A 20,204-nucleotide genomic window follows, 5' to 3' on the forward strand; every position below is an offset into this window, starting at 1 on the left:
CTGAAACGCTGGGCACCAAAGTCCGAGAAACTTCCATCGCGTGCTACCAACAAAACAAAGAAAGGCTCTTGTTGATAGAGCCTTGTTCAGGAAGTGTCGAGAGATCTTGGCAAGTTTAATGCAGAACTTCACTGCTGAATCTTAGATATCTACAGTCGTTCATCAGTTCTTTAAACGCCTTTCGGTCCAGCTTAATCAGAGTTTCATGATCGCCAGCTTCAAGGTAGACATGTTCCAAGTTTGCTAGTCTTTCATCGCAAACTGTCGACATGTGGTAAGGGCTACCAATCGGTGGAATAGCGCCGTGTTCACAATCGGTGAAGAGTCGGTAAACCATACGCTCTTTCACCAAGTGGAAGGTGGCATTAAATTCGTCGTTTAATCTCGACAAACTGATTTTGTTGTTGGCAGGTAAGACCGCCATCATATGACGCCCTTCATGATCCTCTAGAATCACACCTTTTGCGATATTCATTAAAGGCACACCTGCTGCAACACCACTTTGTAGCGAGCTATGACTGTGGCTGTGATTCACGGTTTGAAAGTGAATGTTATGCTCAGTCAAATATTCATCTAATCGGGTTGCAATCGTCATATAGCCTCCACGTGTATGAGACCCATAAAAAGTATAGGTTAGTCGGGCGACAATCGCGCATTTTACTCGGCGACACTGACGCTCTTTACGCTCCTGTTCTACGCTTATTGCAAGCCAGCGAGAAAGCATGGTTAACAATAATAAATAGGGGGCAACATGAGCAAGCCAATCATCGCTGATAACAAGCCGATCAAAGTAGAGTTGAAAGCTGGGCAAGAATATTACTTCTGCCGATGTGGGCGTTCTAAAAATCAACCTTACTGCGATGGGTCTCATTCGGGAACCGGCTTAAAGCCAATGAGCTTTAGTGCGGAAAAAGACGAAGATGCCTATCTCTGCCAATGTAAGCATACCGCCAATGCTCCTTTTTGTGATGGTACACACAAGCGATTTACCGCAGAGCAAGTCGGTAAAGAGGGACCGGAACAAAAGCGAGAGAAAAGAGACAAACCAACGGCGTCTGCTACTCAAGAAGAACCAACCCTCGAGTTTATCCACCAATTAGCGAGAGAAGGACTCTCTAAACTCGGTCATCATGGTCCGATGGCTGCAATGGGGGTTCCTAGGCATTTGCTACCACATTGGGATGCTATACAAATCATGGTGGCGCAAATGGCGACACAACCGTTGTTGGAAGACGTTCCTGTGTCTACCGAGTTGATTGTGGGACCAAACGCGCGTAAGCCGCTCAGACTCGCCATTCCTTTGTTGGTGTCGGACATGAGTTTTGGCGCACTTTCTGAAGAGGCGAAAATTGCACTAGCAAAAGGTGCAGAGTTGGCAGGGACTGGGATTTGCTCTGGTGAGGGTGGCATGTTACTGGAAGAACAAGCCGCTAATTCACGGTATTTCTATGAGCTTGCTAGTGCTCAATTTGGCTACGACGAATCTAAGCTTCTTAATGTTCAGGCGTTTCACTTCAAAGGCGGGCAAGGAGCAAAAACGGGCACGGGTGGTCATCTGCCTGCAAATAAAAATGTAGGTAAGATCTCTCAGGTGAGAGGCATCCCCGAGGGACAACCAGCGATATCACCACCAACGTTCAAAGATCTTCACACTACTCACGATTTCAGAAAGTTTGCTGACAGAGTTCGTGGCATCACAGGCGGTATTCCAATTGGATTTAAACTCAGTGCCAACCATATTGAGCAAGACATCCAGTTTGCGCTTGATGCTGGGGCTGATTATATCATCTTAGATGGTCGCGGTGGTGGCACGGGTGCGGCGCCAACTATGTTCCGTGATCATATTAGTGTACCCACCATCCCTGCATTAGCTCGTGCACGTAAGTACTTAGATGAAAAAGGCGTAAGTGACCGTGTCACATTAATCATCACCGGTGGGTTGCGAGTTCCTACGGATTTTGTCAAAGCGTTGGCACTTGGAGCAGACGGAGTAGCGATAGCAAACAGTGCGATGCAATCGATCGGTTGTGTCGCGGCTCGCATCTGCAACACCAATAATTGCCCGGCAGGCATTGCGACACAAAATGCCGATTTGAGGCAGCGTCTCGACGTTGAAAAGTCATCCCAGCAACTGAAAAATTTCTTCGAATCCTCGGTCGAGCTCATGAAAGTCATGGCGAGGGCGTGTGGTCATCACGCTCTGAATGAATTTAGTCATCATGATTTAGCGACCTGGGATCACAACATGGCGAGGCTGTCTGGGATTAAGTATTCAGGTATGGACTTAAACTGATCTCTATCCATATTTTCTGCATATAGGTACATGTTTGATAACAATTATTTATTCGCTGAAATGTTTGAAATTTTGACTTGGCGTTAACTAAAAAAACAGTGTATGAACTACGCTGTTTGAGGTGGATATTCGATTTATTGAATAACAAAGAGTGGTTACCACAACCACGACACGAAGGAGCATTATATGAGCAAAGCAAACGGCGGTTCGGTAGGTAAATGTCCAGTTATGCATGGTGGGCAAACATCTACAGATAAGTCGGTGATGGATTGGTGGCCGAATGCCTTGAACTTAGACATCCTGCATCAACACGACTCCAAAACCAACCCATTTGGTCAGGACTTTAATTACAAAGAAGAACTGAAAAAGCTAGATGTCGAAGCACTTAAAAAAGATTTAAAAGATTTAATGACTGATAGCCAAGACTGGTGGCCTGCCGACTGGGGACACTACGGTGGTTTAATGATCCGAATGGCATGGCATGCAGCGGGCAGTTATCGTATTGCGGATGGCCGTGGCGGTGCTGCTACAGGCAACCAACGCTTTGCTCCTCTCAACTCTTGGCCAGATAACGCCAACCTGGATAAGGCTCGACGCCTTTTATGGCCAATCAAGAAAAAATATGGCAACAAACTAAGTTGGGCAGACCTGATTGTCCTTGCCGGTAACATGGCGTACGAATCCATGGGCTTTAAGACCTTTGGCTTTGCGTTTGGACGAGAGGACATCTGGCACCCAGAAAAAGACACTTACTGGGGCTCTGAGCAAGAATGGTTAGCCACAAGTGACGCTGATAACAGCCGCTACTCTGGTGAGCGAGATTTAGAAAACCCGCTTGCTGCGGTAATGATGGGTCTTATCTATGTGAACCCTGAAGGGGTAGACGGTAACCCAGATCCTCTCAAAACAGCGCATGACATGCGAGTGACCTTTGCGCGAATGGCTATGAACGATGAAGAAACCGTCGCGCTCACAGCTGGTGGTCACACGGTGGGTAAGTGTCATGGTAATGGTGATGCCGCAAACCTTGGCCCAGAGCCCGAAGCAGCAGACGTTCATGAGCAAGGTCTTGGCTGGATTAATCACAAAACACGTGGCATTGGCCGTGACACGGTAACGAGTGGTATTGAAGGTGCTTGGACAACACACCCTACACAATGGGATTACGGATACTTCCACCTACTATTTAAGTATGACTGGGAACTGAAAAAGAGCCCAGCAGGTGCATGGCAATGGGAGCCAATCGACATTGAAGAAGAAGACAAGCCTGTCGATGTTGAAGACGGTTCTAAGCGCTACAATCCAATCATGACCGACGCCGATATGGCGCTCAAAATGGACCCTGAATATCGTAAGATTGCAGAAAAGTTCCAAAATGACCCTGCGTACTTTGATGACGTTTTTGCTCGTGCCTGGTTTAAGTTGACACACCGCGATCTAGGACCAAAATCATGTTATTTCGGCCCTGATGTGCCAAGCGAAGATCTTATTTGGCAAGACCCAACGCCCGCAGGTAAGACAGACTACGATGTTGATTTAGTAAAAACAAAAATCGAAGCAAGTGGCCTATCCATTAGTGAGTTAGTAAGTACGGCGTGGGATAGTGCGCGTACTTACCGTGGCTCTGACCGCCGAGGCGGTGCAAATGGCGCGAGAATTCGCTTGGCTCCGCAAAAAGATTGGCAAGGGAACGAACCTGAACGTCTAAGCCGTGTTCTTGCTGTGCTAGAAAAAATAGCAGCAGAAGAGGGCTGTAGTGTTGCAGACGCTATCGTGCTTGCTGGGAACGTAGGTATTGAACTGGCTGCGCGTGCCGCAGGTCATAATGTTTCCGTACCATTCGCGCCAGGCCGAGGTGATGCCACCCAAGAGATGACGGATGTGGAATCGTTCGAAGTACTTGAGCCTGTTGCTGACGGTTTCCGAAATTGGTTGAAGAAAGACTACGCGGTTAAGCCAGAAGAGCTTTTATTAGATCGTGCTCAGCTTATGGGGCTAACGGCGCCAGAAATGACGGTACTTATCGGTGGTATGCGCGTTCTAGGCAGTAACTACGGCGGTGGAAAAGAGGGCGTATTTACTGACCGAGTAGGCACTTTGTCGAATGATTTCTTCGTGAACCTTACTGACATGGCATATACGTGGAAACCAGTGAGTGCTAATCAATATGAAATCCGTGATCGTAAAACCGACGCTGTGAAGTGGACGGCTACTCGAGTGGATCTTGTCTTTGGTTCAAACTCGATCCTGCGTTCGTATGCGGAAGTGTATGCGCAAGATGATAATCAGGAAAAATTCATCCATGACTTCATCGCCGCATGGACGAAAGTCATGAACGCGGATCGTTTTGACTTGCAATAAGTGAAACGATGCCCGTCGGTAAATGGGTTGATGAATAAGTAAGAGAGGCGGGCGAAAAGCTCGCCTTTTTCTTTACCTATCTTTTTACTTTGATTGTTACTTTGATTGAAAGTTAAGCTCATTTGAACCATAATAACTGGACCATATGAACTATAGGAGCTTGATATGGCAACTGCAGCATTAAAAAGCTTCAAACCGAAACAACCTCATAAAGCCAATTTCTGGTTTATGTTGGGTATTGAAGACGCTGAAACAGGTCGCACTGATGCGGTTCACAAAGGCTTTGAGCCAAAGGTGTATCGCAATATTGTTGAGCGTGTGAAGCTTTCTCAGAGTGAGTTTCAAAACGTCACATTGATACCTGTTAGCACGATCAAGCGTCGTCTAAAAAACGATGAGCGCTTCAATACGCAAGAAAGTGATGCAATCTATCGATTAGCGATGTTATTGAAACTCGCGACAGAACTGTTTGACGACGAAGAGCGCGCGTTAAAATGGATGAGAGAGAATGTGTACGGCTTAGGTGGAAAACGTCCACTTGATATGGTCTCGACCACGGTGGATTTTGAAATCGTAAAAGATTTGATCGGCCGTTTAGAGCACGGGGTATTCTCGTAATATGAAGCTCTATCGTCTCACACAAAAGAAATTTGCTGACACGCCATTCAGCCCCGTTGGCGCAAAGTTGTTTGGAGGGCGATGGAACTCAAAAGGAACCGAAGCCCTCTACTTCTCTGAATCGGAATCCCTTTGCTCGTTGGAAGTATTTGTTCACGTAAACAACGATCCTGCTATCACCAAACTTTACGATTTATATCGTATTGAAATGCCAGAATACCTCATCGCCACCTTAGATGAAGAAGATCTCCCTGTGACGTGGCGGGCAATACCGGCGAGCGAGTCTACGCAGTACATTGGTGATCAGTTTCTCAATGATCCTCATCCAGAGTTTGCCGCGCTGCAAGTGCCTTCAACGATTTCACCTCGTGATAAAAACTACGTGGTGAATCCAAATCATCCCAAAATGAAAGAGATCATCAAGAAAGCCGAAAAGCTCGATTTCGCGTTTGATCCGCGCATTTTCAAATAGACGCCTAGCTTTGTCTTGCTTTAAAGCATTCAGCGCTTACCTGAGATAAGCGCTGAAGCATAAAAGTTTATTCCCTTGGTTATTCGGTCGTAAGTGAACTGTTGCGCTTCATTTGTACTGTTGTGGTAATGCCCAAGCACCAACTCAGCACCTTTGTAAGATAAATGGCTGTCATCCGTATACATCGCATTGTTTGCTCCAACTCTCATTCGACATACGCCATTTCTGCAAATGGCATCGGTCAAGTCGACAAACTCAACGTGCTCAAATTGCTCAAAGTAGTTCACTAACTTCGCCACGTTTTGAGGGTGATGTTGTTTGGGAGAAAAGTCGCAGGCAGACTCTTCTGTCTCGCCAAACAAACGCGCTTTCCAAAGGCATTCTCCTACCGCAAACGGTGCAGAAGGGGTTGGACCGAAAACGACCACTTCCTTTCCTTTCAGTTCATTCAATAATTTGGTTAATGATGCTTCATAATCGGCTTGTGAAAGCTCTTTATTGAAATTAGAAGAGATAACAACGCGACGAATGGAAGGGGTACTTAGAATGGTATCGACAGCCTCATTGAAGAACTGTCGGCAAGAAATTGAGCCAGCAGCTTCTAGGATGTCGACATAACCGACCGCACAGGAATCTTGAGTAAGTTGCACCACGCCAGTTGGTGTTACTTCGGATAGACGCTTCACGTAAACCATGCTGTGACTATTGCCTAACACAGCGATGGCGGGCTGCGGCGCAGACGAACACACATCGTTAACGTTGGTGTTGCCGTTGCAATCTAAACCATAACCGTTGTTAACGCGCATGGCCTCGAAAAATGCGCTTCTTTCTGGAAAACCACCGTTCTGATGACCGATAACGCCGAGCGTTAGCAAGGGCAGCGTCAACAACACAATAACCGCGGACACAGTGCGCATGCTCATGGCTTTTCGGCTACGGAACGGCTTTTCAATAAAGCGCCAAGTGAAGTAAGAAAGTACAAAAAGAGTGACAACGTAAAGTGGGATATTGATGTCTTGTGTTGTGTCCAACACGTAGCGGTAAAAGACAAATAATGGAATGTGCCACAAGTATAAGCTGTAGCTGATTAAGCCGACGAACACGACCCACTTTAGGCTCAGTAATCTACCGCAGACATTGTCTTTAGAGGCAAACAAAATCACCAACGCGCTACCGATGACCGGCACCAGCAGCGTAATGCCCGCGCCATCTTGCGATTTTTCAAACAAAAGCGCGGAAGCCAATATCAAAACGATGCCAATGGTTGCTAGCGTATCGTTAGATTGAACTTGGACTTTTCTCATCACTAATGCGAGTAATGAACCGGTTGCCAGTTCCCAAGCACGAGAGAAGATCATGTAAAAAGTGAAATCAGGATCGTTGCTCGCGTAGACAATAGTCATCAAACTCAGCGCAAATACCACGATGAAAAAAGTTAGGTAAAACGCGTTTTTTCCACGAGCGAGTAGCATGAGTAGCAAAGGAATGACAATGTAGTATTGTTCTTCAACGCCCAAGCTCCATGTGTGGAACAGCGGGTTGGCTTGATCTTCTAAACCGAAGTAATTGTGGCCTTTCAAATACAGAAGAATGTTGGATGCGGAAAGAATGGAAGACACTGCGAACTGACCAACGTCTTTGTGTGCTTGCGGCAAAAATAGCCACCAAGACATCAAATAGCTGACGGCGATCACCACCAGTAAGAGGGGGAGTATGCGACGAATGCGTCGCTCATAAAAATCACCAAGGCTGAACTTCTGGTTTTCTAAGTCGTTAATCACGATGGTAGTGATCAAATAGCCGCTGATCACAAAGAACACGTCGACGCCAATAAAGCCACCAGCGAATTGCTCAACTCCTGCATGAAACAAAATCACCAACGTGACAGCAATCGCCCTTAATCCGTCTACTTCTGCTCTGTAAGTCATATCGTGTTGCTCCAACATTCCGTTTAATGAAGTAGAGCAAAATATGAACCAGAAATAATGTTTATTTAAATCAGTGCCTTAAAGTGATTGTCAAAATGAAAATGCTAGGTGGGTTAACGAATTCCCAAATTGAATTTCAATATGGAAAACCCATAAAGAATGATCTTAAGAAGCGCTAAATCAAAGAACGTAAAGCGCGAGGCACTTAGACTTCATTGAAAATGATTACGCTAAAGAAACGATGACAGAGAATACGATTCAGGAAAAAATTGCCAGCTTTACTTGTATCGAAGAGGCTTTGGATTACTTCGACATCGAGTTTGATAGCCGATTTATCGAAAACAACCGAACCGAGTTGGTTAAGAGGTTTAACGGCTACTTAATCCTCACTAAACCGGATGATTGGTTTTCAGGTCGTCGTGCTTTAAAAAATGCTTACTGTAAAGTACAACGCAGTTTGCTCAGTAAAAAGACGCGCTCTGCGTGTCGAGGTTGTACATCTTGTCAAAGACGTTAATTCTGATGGCTTGCCTAAAAAGAACCCTGCATCTTGGCGTTACAGGGGGAAGAGCAAGGTTCTTTTGGTTTCGCTATTGGTTTGTCGCGAGTTGCGAATCAGCTTTACGTAGATGAATTAACCCGCGTGGTACGCAGGGTAGTCCACTAAGCCTTTTTCACCGCCGCCGAACAATGTGGCAGGGTCATGTTCTGCCAGTGGATAGCCATGCTTGATGCGGCTTGGTAAGTCGGGGTTTGCAACAAACGGACGGCCAAAGCCAATCATGTCAGCTAAACCACTTTCGATCGCGTGTTGCGCCTTTTCATCGTTGTAACGACCGGCATAAATCAGTGTACCTTTGTACGCCTCACGAACTGCGGTTTTAAAGTTGTGCGGAGTGTCTGGCGCGTCGTCCCAATCCACTTCTGCAATGTGAATGTAAACCACATTGAGTTTATCAAGCAGCGCTGCAGCGGCGGTGTAGGTTTCGACTGGCGTACTATCAACGGTGCCATTTAACGAAGTGAATGGCGCAAGACGAACACCAACACGCTCAGCGCCAATGGCTTGCGTCATCGCTTCTATCACTTCACCAAGAAAACGCAGACGGTTTCCAATAGAGCCACCGTATTCATCGGTGCGGTTATTCGCTTCAGAATCGATAAACTGGTTAACCAAGTAGCCATTCGCTGCATGAAGCTCGATACCATCGAATCCGGCTTCTATCGCGTTTAGTGCGGCTTGGCGGTACTCTTCAATAACGTTCTTGATGTCTTGTTTGGTCATTTCACGTGGCTCAACCACGTCGACAAAGCCCGGTTCGTCTGTGCCGTTATCGACAAATACTTTCACGTTTTCTGCTTTTAGCGCAGAAGAAGAAATAGGTTGCTCACCGCCAATGTTATCAGGGTGAGTCACACGACCAACGTGCCACAATTGCGCGAAGATAGTGCCGCCTTTCTCGTGCACTGCATCAGTTACTTTTTTCCAGCCAGCAATTTGCTCTGGGCTGTAAATGCCTGGTGTCCATGCATAGCCTTGACCCATTGGCGAAATTTGTGTGCCTTCAGCAACGATTAGGCCCGCTTCAGCACGTTGAGCATAGTAGGTCGCCATCATGTCGTTAGCGATATTACCTGGTTGAGAAGCACGAGAACGCGTCATCGGAGGCATAACGATACGGTTTTTTAATGAGAGAGAGCCAAGTTGAATGGGTTGAAATAATGCATCTGTCATAGGAAACCTCGTTATTTTTGAGTTTGGATGAGTTCGATTTGGTAACCATCGGGATCTTTAATGAACGCGATGTGAGTTTCTCCGCCTTTCATTGGACCTGGCTCGCGAGTAACGTTGCCACCAAGCGCTTTAATTTTTTCGCAAGCGGCGTAAATATCTTCAGACCCCAGTGCCATGTGTCCGAATGCGTTACCCAAGTCGTAACTGTCGGTATCCCAGTTATAAGTTAGCTCGATGGTCGCGCCATCTGGTTGATCAGGGTTACCAACAAACACCAGTGAGTAACGGTATTCTTGGTTTTCAAAACGATCCAAAACACTCATTCCCAGAACTTTTGTATAAAATTCGATAGATTTGTCTAGGTCAGCTACACGGATCATCGTGTGGAGAAACTTCATAAGTCGCCTTTTCATAACGTTGCGTAATCACTATGCAAACCATATCGCCACTCTAAATAAACTGGAAATTATCGTTAATTATTAAAATGATTATTTAGTGTTATGAAAAGCGAGGTTGCTGGCCCTGCAACATGCAAACAAAGATTACTCGCCGTTTCTTTTTAATTGTTGGCATATGCTAATTACTCTTTTGAGAAACCGAGTAACTATCATGTCCACAAACAGCTACTGTCATTACACTCACGAATCTCATCATCAATGTGCGGTTTGTTCTTCAATTAATGTGAATCCGAACTCTTTGGCCGTGAACTACCAATACCTAGCCGATGACTCTGTTGTCGGAGAGTTTCACGTTTTACCGCGTCATCAAGGTTACACAGACCTGTTACATGGTGGTATTGCCAGTTCGCTTCTCGATGGTGCAATGACGCATTGTTTGTTATCTAGAGACATTCAAGCCCTTACGGCGCAGTTGGATGTGCGCTACCATGCACCTATTCAGTTAGATGATCGAGTCACGATTACTGCACACTGTGAAGGTGAACGACGCGGTATATATCAACTGGTGGCTCAATTACGGGTCAATAGCGAAGTTAGAGTGACGGCTAAAGGGAAGTTTATTCGTCCTAAAAAGGCATAAATAAAAACGTGTTCTACGGAGAGGCAATGAAGAAATTTGATGAGCTGTATGCAATTGCGACGAGAAAATCTCAATATGACCAAACCAATACTTGGTTTAAAGGCGTAGAGACTTATCTGGAGGCCATTGGCAAAGAAGTTGATGAAGTCCGCGAAGAGATTCGTGAGGATCGCCTTTGTCATTTGGAAGACGAGTTAGGCGATGTGTTGTGGAACTATCTTAACGTATTAAAAGCGCTGGAAAGAGAAAAGGGTATAGATCCTGAGAAAGTACTCGAAAGAGCCTGCAACAAATACGATCAGCGTGTATCTGCGATTGAGTCGGGACGCAGTTGGGATGAGATAAAACAGCAGCAGAAACAAGCCTTGAACGCAGAGCATGAAGCCGCGCAGTTAGAAGATGTAAAGAGCCAATAACTGCGCTTGGTATTGAAAGGATAGGTTAATAGGGAATACCTAGTCAGCCCTTGGAGCTGTTGACCAACAGTAGGTCACAAGGTGGTTGGTCAAGTAACGTGTCTACAGTGCTGCCAGACCAAAATTGAGATGACATGCTTCGTTTACATGCCCCCATAATCAAAATCGCTGCTTGTGATTGCTTAACTGCTTTTGGTAACGCCGTTTCAGGGTTTCCTTCCGGTAATAGTAATGGAACTCGCGTTAACTTTTGCGCACTAATAAAATCTGTAATGCCTGCTTTTTGATTGCTTAATATCTCTGCACGATAGCGAGAGAGGTATGGCGCGACGTATCGGCAGTAAACGAGCGTCATTTTCCCGCTTAAGGTTTGTTCTAATTTTGAGCCTCGCGAGACGATGGCTTTATCTACTATCGACTTTTCATCCCCTCGATGAAGTGGGTCGATTGCACAAAGCATGTTGGCGTGAGAAGGCCATGAACGCTCACTCAGTAGCAACAAGTCGCAATCTTGTTGTGCTAGTTCTGTGAGCATCGTTTGAATCTCGTGTTTGTTAAAGTGTCCCACGAGCAGTAAGTCAGTGTGGTCAACAAGCCGTTTCGTAACTTGCTCAACCCAATGGCTCCCTTTGAAATGCTCGTAAGAGAGCGTTGGTGTTTCAAGCTCTTCTTCTTCACAAAGTTCGACAATTAATGCGTTGAACTTTAAGGTCCAAGCTTCAAACTCAGCTTGTCTTTTTTCTATATGGTCAGAGTTGAAACTGAGAAAATGAGCGAATGCGTGATCTTCACTTCGGCGATGGTCTTCCACTAAAACCACAATAGGCTGAGCCAACGCTGTCGAAAATTGAATCACTTTACGAAGCACCTTACGACTTGGTAAGGCGGCCTGCTGAGTCAGAAAAAATACAGGTGCCATTGATTACTCCATTATCAAACAAGGCGAATGAGCCTGACACACATTCAAGTCTATACCATGAACTGATGCAGAGGCGTTTTGTTTCTGCGAGCGAAATATAAATTCCGCAATTAAGTCAACTATCGCCTAGAATTTTAACATCAAGAATTCATGCCTTCGGATAGCACATATCGTCAATGCGGCGAATGTGGTAGTGAAAGCTATAGGTAAAAGTAATGATAGATTCCAACCAATTGCAAATTAACCGCAAAGTGCCACATTTGCTTGCTGAGATCATTAAAGCGATAGAATCGACCGAAGACTTGAGCTTTTTGAAAGACTATCAAGAAGCACAGATTGCGAACATTTTGGAATCGGTCAACATTGCTTACCGTAAGCGTGTCATAGAAGCAGTGCCGCCAGAGAAGTACTGGACGGTATTAAATTTGCTGCGATACGACACCGCCAAGCACATTCATCAATCACTCAACAAAGAGCTGCAACATGAACGCTTAGCGTACATCACGGATTCGGAACTGATCATCTTTGCAGACTTTCTACCGACCGAGTTTGTGGATGAGTACCTTATCGACCAAAGTGAAGAGTCGGTCGCGCATATCCAACAAGCATTGTCGTATGAAGACAACAAAGTTGGACGTTATGCCGAGCCTCACTTTCTGGTCGCAAACCCTAAAAACAGCGTAGGAGGCATCAAAACCGAGCTGCTAAAACGCGGGCAAAGTCCTGTGCGGTTGATTATTGTGCGTGATGCAAGTGGTGTGATTGGTACGATAGAGCCGCATACCCTGTTGCTGCACGAAAATCATATCAAACTTACCGACTTGACCGTAGTTACGCCAATTCTAGAAGATATTCAAACGATTCAAAGCGTCAGCAAACAAGTCTCGATTGATGGTGGAGCACATTGGTTTCCTATCATGGCTGGTGGCAAAATTATGGGCGTCTTGTCGATGGCGACCATTGCGATTACGTTGCGCGAACTCAGCCTACAAGCTGTAGTGGCAGAAAACGTACGAAGCGAAGAAGATTTGTTCACACCATTAAGCGTGGCGACAAGGCTAAGAGCACTTTGGTTGGTGATTAACTTGCTGACCGCTTTCGTAGCCTCCGCCATCATTGGGCTTTTTGATAATGTGGTCGAGCAAGTCGTTGCGCTTGCGATCTTAATGCCTGTCGTGGCGAGCATGGGCGGCATCGCGGGTAGCCAAACCTTAGCGGTGGCCATTCGAGGTATCGCACTAAACCACTTGCACCAAAGTAACTTGAAGCTATTGGTGAATAAGGAATTAAAAATCGCCACCATTAATGGTTTAATTATGGGATTGGTGATCGCGGGTGTCGTTTACATGGTGTTTGACTCTTTGCCATTGGCGCTTATTATTTGCTGTGCCATTTTCCTCAATAGTTTGGCGGCCGCGGCATCGGGTACGTTGATACCATTCACGTTGAAGAAGTTTAACATTGACCCCGCCGTGGCTGGCTCGGTAGTATTGACGACCGTTACCGATGTCGTCGGTTTCTTTGCGTTCTTAGGCTTAGGTGCCATTTTCTTGATATAGATATCCAATTGACGCGTTAACCAGCAGAACCAATCGCACCATTTCCCAACCCAGTATTTTGGGCGAGCTTGCTTCGCTCAGCATTCCTCCGTTTTCCATAACCGATGAACACGTCGTTTCGGTTCTTACTTTGTAAATCTCTTCACTGCTCAGTTCTATTCCCCAAATTTCCCACTACCGATCCTCGCTTAACGTTAGCGTGCCAAATTCCAATTTCAAACGCCAGATGATGCCCATTTTCTTGGCTGTACACGCATTACTTCACTCAAACAAAAAAATAAGGAAAAGATTTTGAAAAAACTCATTGTATTCACTGGTGGTCCCGGTGCAGGAAAAACCTCGGTTATCGAACAACTAAAAACACAAGGCTTTATCTGCGCGCCAGAAACCGGCCGTCAAATAATACAAACGCAGGTTGCCAATCACGGTTCAGCATTACCTTGGAATGACAAACAAGCTTTTCGAGACGAAATGATGAAGGCAGAAGTGAGCAATTACCGAGCTTTCAATGCCCACCAAGGGGACGTGTTTTTTGATCGCAGTATTGTGGACGTATATGGCTACAGCAAGTTGGAACAACTGCCAATCTCGCATGAGCTCATCACGCATTGCCAGACGCTTCGTTATCATTCTCAAGTGTTCATTTTTCCACCTTGGGTATCGATATTCAGCAACGACGAAGAGCGAAAGCAAGATTTTTCTGAAGCGGTGGCTACGTATCAACAGATGGCCAACGCTTATCACAAATTTGGTTATCAATTGATCGAAGTGCCCAAAATGTCAGTCGAAGACAGAGTAGCGTTTATTCTCGGCTCAGTCATCGAACAAGGCTGAAAGATGATTGATGCAAACAAATGAGTAAGGCTATTGTGAGCACGACAACAATATGCGTAAAGGGAGTTATTTATACTGGATAAAATTCAATAACTTAATTGAGTGTTATGTCTTTTAAATATCTTACCTTATTGCTCGCAACGACGAGCATGAGCAGCTTTGCTGATGTAGGCCTGCCTTCGGGGGATGATTGGTTAAACCATGTGACGAATGGCCTAGCCCCATATTGGATGATGGAAAGCGCGCATGGACAACCTGCGGGGAATTTTCCGACTTTTCGTTGTGATAACGGTGTCATTCTCGATCCACAAAAGCCGTGTGGAGAATTAAACAAAGGGTGGATTAGCCCGCACTTCGATCGCGAATACACCCGCATGAAATCGCGCCAAACTTACGCTTATGGCGTGCTTTTTCATCTTACGGGTGACAAGCAAGCATTAGAGCTGGCAAAGAAAGGGGCTTATTACCTGATTGATCATCTACAAGATGAGAAAAACGGCGGCTTTGTGAGCTTTACGCGTAGTGGGAAACCGGGGATGGAGTGACAACAACGAACTTCTCAAGACCAAGCATACGCCTTAGTGGGTTTGGCGATGTACTACTACTTGACTCAAGATCCAAAGGTCGAACAAGCGCTTATCGACCAGCAAGCGTTTATATTTAAACAATACCGACGAAGCGATGATCGCGGTCTGGCGTGGGTTTTGAAAGACGGTGATGGGGAAAGTGCGAAGCAGCAAGAGCTAGTCGCTCAACTTGACCAGATCAATGGCTATCTGTTGTTAACGGCGCCACTTTTACCAGAACCAGCGCAAGCCAAGTGGAAACAAGATCTGGAGTGGCTGACGCAAGTGATGCTGGATAACTACCACTCCAACAAAGAGCGGCGTTTTTATGGCGCGATACACCACAAAGCGGTAATGATGCCAGATGCGAAACACAATGATTTTGGACACACCATCAAAGCGTATTGGATGACGTATCTCACTGGTCAGTTGTTGGAGAATTCCAATTGGACAGAGTTTGGCTTCAAAGGAATGAAACACACACTTAAACAAGCGCAATACCAGCAAAACTTTGAGCAAGTCAAAGCGCGCTTCTCACCAGAAAGGCAGAGCTATGCTTCTCTTTGATATTATCCGACAAAACGTTAGAGTACTAGCTAATCGAGTACACAATGCAAATCTAGAATCATCTGGCTGCATTTTGATTGTTAATGTGAAGTATTTGAAAGTCGAAAGGGAATATGGGAAAGCTCCTCAACTATCTAGAGTTTCATTAGCAAGTATAATTTCTCAAGAAGACAAGTATAACTTTGATTCGAGTGCTTATGTTCGTGGTCAAATTGCCAATATGTGTGAAGCTAGTGCTAAAGCTCCGATCAATACAAAGTTTCAAATTGTAAGCGGTCAGTATGACGATTCATACTCGACAGCAGTCTTGTTTATCAAATGTACATGGGAATAACATGAGAATTGTTAACGTTTTATTCGTAGTGCTCCTTGTTACGGCATGTAACGATACTACGTCAAAGTTTGAGGCAACTAAAACGACAGAAAGCCTCCTAACTAAGAACCGAGAAGCTCCAGAGCAGTTGTACAGCGAAGCAAATAAATTTTATGAACAAGGTGATGTGCAAGGAGCAAAGTCTTTATTGATCAAAGCTATCGAAGTGGATGATGTTCATAGTAAAGAGCTTTTAGGGGTAATCCTTCTGAAAGAGCCAAAAGTCATGGATGTTAAGCGGGGCTTTTCTTTAATCTCAGAGGCTGCTGATGATGGGTTGGCTAGTGCACAATTTTATTTAGGATCATGTTTGTATGATGATGGCTGTGGTTTACCTGAAAATAAGGTGCTTTCAGCCTATTACTTGACGCAAGCGTTAAATAATGGTGAAGGTGGTGCACAAATGCTACTTGGATTTCTAGATGAAGAAATAGGTGACACTGCGATTGATCAAAAAACATATGCGGTAGAGCTGAATCGCTATATAGAACAACTCAATTAATATTGCGGCTTAATGTTTTATAGGGTTTTAATCGAACCTCAAACAGAGAGTGCTGGACTTCTACAAAGCAGTAGAAGCCACAGCGAATCTGCAACAATAATCGAGTGTGTAATAGAAAATAAAAAGCCGTCAGAACCAACTGGTTTTGACGGCTTTTTATTCTATGACAGGTAGAGGATTCAATTTTCAGCGCGATAGGTCCATGAAAACTTAAGTGAGATTCCAATCACGTCGCATAATCTCACTAGTGTCATTGGAAATAAATGAATTGTTTCTGATACATAGAACGTATTAACATGGTTGCACTAGGCCCATATGAGTAAACTTATTGAATATACAATTTGAGAGAGAGGGTTTAGTTTTAAAAAATAACAGTTAGTTGGAATCTAGGTTAAATGAAAATAAAACTATTTAAAAAGCTACAAGTTGTATTTCTTGTGGTGTTGTTTCTCTAGGTTGTCCAAGCGGAAGCATGATCTAAAACGCTTATTTTATTCAAATAAATGGAAAGAAATGAAAGTGGAATTAAAAAATAACTATTCAGAATCAGAAATAAACCAGCCACCATCGGTACTTCTTGTTACGTCTCTGTTGTGTCTGGCGTCCGTTTGTTGGGCTGCATTGCTGTTGGCCATTGAATATATTGTTGGGATAGAAATGAGTGGTACAGGCTTTCTTAGCACGTTAATCCCAGCCATGAGTGTTGGTTATTACTTCGGCTACAAGACTGGAGATGTAATGCCATCAAAAACAAGATGGTATGCTGTTTTACTGTGGACTTTAGCAAGTTTGGTAGTGTTCTCTCTTATCTTAATGTCGTTAGATATTTCTCCGTTTTATTTATTATCTGAGCTCGGTGGGGTAAGTATTTTTATTGCTATCATAATGCTAATAACGATTGGCATCGCCTACTTAATTTTAAAAAGTGGTGAGAAAATGGCGATTAGAGTATTACTCAAAGCCAAGGAAAGTCAGTAGATAAAATACAACAAACGATTCAATTAGGATCATGACAAGACGTCAGCCATAATGTGCTGGCGTTTTAGTTTCCTGTTTGTAGGATTTTTATCTAAAAGGCAAACCCATTTATTGTGTTGTCGTTTGAGTTAATGGTTTATGCCTTGTACGCAAGATAGCTTAGCAGGTTTATGTATCGAGAAACGTGTGTATAATTCGCCACGAATTACGATTTATAGATATGAAAGGTAAGTATGGCAGTCCTCGAAATTCTCTCCATTCCAGACCCAAGGCTTAAAGTAAAAGCAGAAAAAGTCACTGATGTATCGACAGTACAAACGCTGATAGACGATATGCTAGAAACACTTTACGCAACGGGCAATGGTATCGGTTTAGCTTCAACCCAAGTAGGCAGAAAAGAGGCGGTTGTTGTCATCGATATCTCTGACGAACGCAATGATCCTTTAATCTTGGTTAACCCAGAAGTGGTGAGCGGAGAAAACAAAGCACTTGGTCAAGAGGGATGCCTCTCTGTTCCTGAGTACTACGCAGATGTAGAGCGTTACACGTCAGTTGTTGTTTCTGCACTAGACCGTGATGGCAACCCGATTACAATCGAGAGCGATGAGTTCTTGGCGATTGTGATGCAGCACGAAATTGATCACCTATCTGGTAACTTGTTCATTGATTACCTTTCACCGTTAAAGCAAAAAATGGCGATGAAAAAAGTGAAGAAGTACTTAAAAGCGAAAGCTAAGTAATATGAAAGGAAGTAACTCACAACCGCGAGTTACTTCCTTTTAAATCAAGAATAGGAAGGTAGTGAGAGCGGTTTATCTCTGTTTTTGGGGGACATAACGCTTTACGACCTTCATAAGCTTCTGAAATGAAGAACAGTCCATATGTGACTCATGAGGGCAGGTGGCAACATGGTTTAGGCTGTCTCGCACCGCTTTCAAACGTTTTATTTGCTCATCAATCTCAAGTGCCTTTTTCGTTAGTAAGTCACGATCGATATATGGCTTTGAAACTTCTGATTGATTCAACATTTCTGCCATTTCGTTAAGCGATATTCCAGCGATACGCCCCAAACTAATTAAATTGAGTGTATTGAGTACCTCTGATGAATATTGGCGTCTCAATCCATTCCTTCCTATCGAGCGAATTAACCCCAGCTGTTCGTAATACCTTAGCGTTGAAGTCGGCAATCCTGATTTTCTAACCACTTCTGCAATATCCATATTATTCCCCATTGACTTCAAGTTGGCTTTAAGTTGTAGCATGCAACTAAGACCTTAACAAATCAAAAACTTGAGGAGAGAAAAATGCTGCTTTTAATGGGATTGCAAGCTGTGCTAATAGGGATTGGTGCCACTTTGATAATGGATTTATGGGCATGGTTACAAAGGAGAGTGTTTGGTATTCCTTCATTAAACTATGCGTTGGTTGCGCGCTGGGTTTTGTACATGCCCCAAGGAAAGTTTATGCATGCGCCAATTATGGCGTCAGAGGCGATGCCGGGAGAAAAGTCACTTGGCTGGTTTTTGCATTATGCCATCGGCGTTACTTTCGCTTTGGCTCACGTTACTGTTTTTGGTCATCATTGGTTGGTAGAGCCCAGTCTAATGCCCAGCTTAATTACAGGCGTGGTAACGTTGATCTTCCCATTTTTGGTCATTCAACCTTGTCTAGGATTTGGTTTTGCTGCGAGTAAAACCCCAACACCTTGGAAAGCCCGTTTTCTTAGCACATTGGCGCATTTGGGTTATGGTTTGGGTTTATTCATAGCCGGGTTTGCAATCAAAGTTACGAGCCAGTATTTTGCATAGAGAACATGAGCATCATGCAAACGAGTGGTTTTTATCTATGATGCTCAACTCTTGGTTGTTTTTTGCGCTTTGATCATAGTTGACCGATATGTCTAAAGTCGGCGGACATTTAACATTGCCTTAACGTCAGAATGGCAAGCGGTTTACCAAGAAAAACTAAAATTATCTGGTTTGACATAAAGAATATTAAGGGTTTCAGATGGCTTCAAAAGTGGCAGGGATATCAATACTGAGTTTATTGGCAGCGCCAGTTGCGATGGGAGAAACAGCCAGTGCTTATGATTTATGTTTGCTAGACAAAATAAAGCAAAGCAAAGGTGAGGAAACCATAAAGAGCATTCGCGTGCAGTGTGAGCTTGACACAGTAACCAGCACAGTGCCCGCAGATCCAGAAATTGAAGAGCCTGAAGAACTTCAGGAAAGCTTGGTCGACAAGCGTTTGGAATCAGAACGAGAAAACGCGTTCGAACCGTTTAGCCTAGTCGCGCATCGCGTTAACTATATTCTTCCGTTTACGTACAGTGATCGAGTAAATAAACGCGCGTATGCCGACACCAAATACGGCGATGAACTGCGTAAGGAAGAGGCGGAGTTCCAAATCAGTTTTAAAGTACCAATGAACTATGATGACTTGTTGTTTGATGGCGATGGTCTGTTTTTTGGAATGACTCTTAAATCATTTTGGCAGGTATACACGGGTGCAGCATCTCGTCCATTCCGTGAAACCAATTATCGTCCAGAGCTTTTTTACTACACCCCAACTGACTGGATACCACTTGATGGTTCGACTTGGTTAGGTTTTGGTATTGAACATGAGTCTAACGGTCAGAGACAGGAGCTATCGCGCAGTTGGAACCGTGTCTATGCCAACGTAACCTTTGCAAAAGACAATTTTGCGGTTTCTATCCAGCCTTGGTGGCGTATACCTGAAGATGAAAAGACATCGCCTAATGATCCCAAAGGTGATGATAACCCGGATATCGAAGACTATATGGGACACTTTGAGCTATCGAGTGCTTACAAGTGGAATGGTTACGAGTTTACCTTTTTAGGTCGCCAGAACTTTCAAACACATAAGGGTTTTGCAGAACTGGGTGTGTCATTTCCGATTTGGGGCAAAGTTCAGGGGTACGCACAATACTCAGCGGGTTATGGTAAGAGCTTGATCGACTATGATCATAATCAGCAGCGGATTGGTGTTGGTATTGCAATCAACGGTGTTTTGTAGTTTTTCGTA

General features: G+C 44.5%; 20 protein-coding genes and 1 pseudogene. 15 read left to right on the forward strand and 6 right to left on the reverse strand.

Annotation, left to right across the window (positions count from 1 at the left end):
• Positions 1-115: 115 nt before the first annotated feature.
• Positions 116-595, reverse strand: a complete 480-nt coding sequence (locus R7Z78_RS17980; protein WP_005376501.1) for an aminoacyl-tRNA deacylase — start codon at positions 593-595, stop codon at positions 116-118.
• A gap of 156 nt (positions 596-751) precedes the next feature.
• Between R7Z78_RS17980 and R7Z78_RS17985 the strand changes: the two genes are divergently transcribed.
• The 4 genes from R7Z78_RS17985 to R7Z78_RS18000 all read left to right on the forward strand — a co-directional run bounded on the left by R7Z78_RS17985 (position 752) and on the right by R7Z78_RS18000 (position 5,744).
• Entirely contained in the window at positions 752-2,293 is a 1,542-nt protein-coding gene (locus tag R7Z78_RS17985) for a glutamate synthase-related protein (RefSeq protein WP_104976133.1), read from the forward strand.
• A 186-nt stretch (positions 2,294-2,479) separates the two neighbouring features.
• Entirely contained in the window at positions 2,480-4,654 is a 2,175-nt protein-coding gene (gene katG, locus R7Z78_RS17990) for a catalase/peroxidase HPI (RefSeq protein WP_104976132.1), read from the forward strand.
• Between the two features lie 165 nt (positions 4,655-4,819).
• Positions 4,820-5,272 carry an antitoxin Xre/MbcA/ParS toxin-binding domain-containing protein gene (locus R7Z78_RS17995; protein WP_017820987.1) on the forward strand — a complete coding sequence of 151 codons (453 nt, stop codon included), beginning with the start codon at positions 4,820-4,822 and terminating at the stop codon, positions 5,270-5,272.
• Between the two features lies 1 nt (position 5,273).
• Positions 5,274-5,744: an RES family NAD+ phosphorylase gene (locus R7Z78_RS18000; RefSeq protein ID WP_005376497.1), complete on the forward strand. Its 471-nt coding sequence runs from the start codon at positions 5,274-5,276 to the stop codon at positions 5,742-5,744.
• A gap of 29 nt (positions 5,745-5,773) precedes the next feature.
• On the opposite strand, the gene R7Z78_RS18005 is transcribed toward R7Z78_RS18000, so the two are convergent.
• Complete coding sequence (locus R7Z78_RS18005; protein ID WP_104976131.1) at positions 5,774-7,672, reverse strand: acyltransferase family protein; 1,899 nt, start codon at positions 7,670-7,672, stop codon at positions 5,774-5,776.
• Positions 7,673-7,913: 241 nt separating this feature from the next.
• Between R7Z78_RS18005 and R7Z78_RS18010 the strand changes: the two genes are divergently transcribed.
• Entirely contained in the window at positions 7,914-8,189 is a 276-nt protein-coding gene (locus R7Z78_RS18010) for a nitrogenase-stabilizing/protective protein NifW (RefSeq protein ID WP_005376494.1), read from the forward strand.
• A 117-nt stretch (positions 8,190-8,306) separates the two neighbouring features.
• On the opposite strand, the gene R7Z78_RS18015 is transcribed toward R7Z78_RS18010, so the two are convergent.
• Both R7Z78_RS18015 and gloA read right to left on the reverse strand, forming a co-directional pair.
• On the reverse strand, positions 8,307-9,407 hold the full coding sequence (locus tag R7Z78_RS18015; protein ID WP_104976130.1) for an alkene reductase: 1,101 nt from the start codon (positions 9,405-9,407) through the stop codon (positions 8,307-8,309).
• Positions 9,408-9,418: 11 nt separating this feature from the next.
• The gene (gloA, locus tag R7Z78_RS18020) at positions 9,419-9,805 is read right to left on the reverse strand and encodes a lactoylglutathione lyase (RefSeq protein WP_005376490.1); all 387 of its coding nucleotides are present in this window, start codon (positions 9,803-9,805) and stop codon (positions 9,419-9,421) included.
• A 211-nt stretch (positions 9,806-10,016) separates the two neighbouring features.
• Here gloA and R7Z78_RS18025 point away from each other — a divergent pair, with 211 nt between their 5' ends.
• A complete protein-coding gene (locus tag R7Z78_RS18025) occupies positions 10,017-10,445 on the forward strand; it encodes a PaaI family thioesterase (RefSeq protein ID WP_104976129.1) in 429 nt (142 codons plus the stop codon).
• Positions 10,446-10,471: 26 nt separating this feature from the next.
• Positions 10,472-10,861: a MazG nucleotide pyrophosphohydrolase domain-containing protein gene (locus R7Z78_RS18030; protein ID WP_005376487.1), complete on the forward strand. Its 390-nt coding sequence runs from the start codon at positions 10,472-10,474 to the stop codon at positions 10,859-10,861.
• Positions 10,862-10,904: 43 nt separating this feature from the next.
• Here R7Z78_RS18030 and R7Z78_RS18035 read toward each other — a convergent pair whose 3' ends face one another.
• A complete protein-coding gene (locus R7Z78_RS18035; protein WP_104976128.1) occupies positions 10,905-11,780 on the reverse strand; it encodes a universal stress protein in 876 nt (291 codons plus the stop codon).
• Positions 11,781-11,995: 215 nt separating this feature from the next.
• On the opposite strand from R7Z78_RS18035, the gene R7Z78_RS18040 reads away from it, so the two are divergent.
• From R7Z78_RS18040 to def, 6 genes and pseudogenes are all read left to right on the forward strand, one after another.
• Complete coding sequence (locus tag R7Z78_RS18040) at positions 11,996-13,339, forward strand: magnesium transporter (RefSeq protein WP_047101467.1); 1,344 nt, start codon at positions 11,996-11,998, stop codon at positions 13,337-13,339.
• Positions 13,340-13,630: 291 nt separating this feature from the next.
• On the forward strand, positions 13,631-14,173 hold the full coding sequence (locus R7Z78_RS18045) for an AAA family ATPase (protein WP_104976127.1): 543 nt from the start codon (positions 13,631-13,633) through the stop codon (positions 14,171-14,173).
• Between the two features lie 107 nt (positions 14,174-14,280).
• Positions 14,281-15,288, forward strand: a pseudogene (locus tag R7Z78_RS18050) (AGE family epimerase/isomerase); the annotation flags it as partial.
• A gap of 353 nt (positions 15,289-15,641) precedes the next feature.
• Positions 15,642-16,181 (forward strand): tetratricopeptide repeat protein, encoded by a 540-nt coding sequence (locus tag R7Z78_RS18055; protein ID WP_064354738.1) that lies wholly within the window; start codon positions 15,642-15,644, stop codon positions 16,179-16,181.
• A gap of 513 nt (positions 16,182-16,694) precedes the next feature.
• Positions 16,695-17,159, forward strand: a complete 465-nt coding sequence (locus tag R7Z78_RS18060) for an ABZJ_00895 family protein (RefSeq protein ID WP_017635325.1) — start codon at positions 16,695-16,697, stop codon at positions 17,157-17,159.
• 233 nt (positions 17,160-17,392) lie between these two features.
• Positions 17,393-17,899 (forward strand): peptide deformylase, encoded by a 507-nt coding sequence (gene def, locus R7Z78_RS18065; RefSeq protein WP_104976126.1) that lies wholly within the window; start codon positions 17,393-17,395, stop codon positions 17,897-17,899.
• A 72-nt stretch (positions 17,900-17,971) separates the two neighbouring features.
• On the opposite strand, the gene R7Z78_RS18070 is transcribed toward def, so the two are convergent.
• Positions 17,972-18,379 carry a helix-turn-helix domain-containing protein gene (locus R7Z78_RS18070; RefSeq protein WP_169644070.1) on the reverse strand — a complete coding sequence of 136 codons (408 nt, stop codon included), beginning with the start codon at positions 18,377-18,379 and terminating at the stop codon, positions 17,972-17,974.
• 84 nt (positions 18,380-18,463) lie between these two features.
• On the opposite strand from R7Z78_RS18070, the gene R7Z78_RS18075 reads away from it, so the two are divergent.
• Both R7Z78_RS18075 and R7Z78_RS18080 read left to right on the forward strand, forming a co-directional pair.
• The gene (locus R7Z78_RS18075) at positions 18,464-18,967 is read left to right on the forward strand and encodes a DUF2938 domain-containing protein (RefSeq protein ID WP_025767821.1); all 504 of its coding nucleotides are present in this window, start codon (positions 18,464-18,466) and stop codon (positions 18,965-18,967) included.
• Positions 18,968-19,166: 199 nt separating this feature from the next.
• Positions 19,167-20,195, forward strand: coding sequence for a phospholipase A (locus R7Z78_RS18080; RefSeq protein ID WP_064354739.1), 1,029 nt, complete (start codon positions 19,167-19,169; stop codon positions 20,193-20,195).
• The last annotated feature ends 9 nt before the right edge of the window (positions 20,196-20,204 follow it).

It is taken from the genome of Vibrio sp. 1167 (assembly GCF_033340375.1).
Lineage (GTDB): Bacteria > Pseudomonadota > Gammaproteobacteria > Enterobacterales > Vibrionaceae > Vibrio > Vibrio alginolyticus.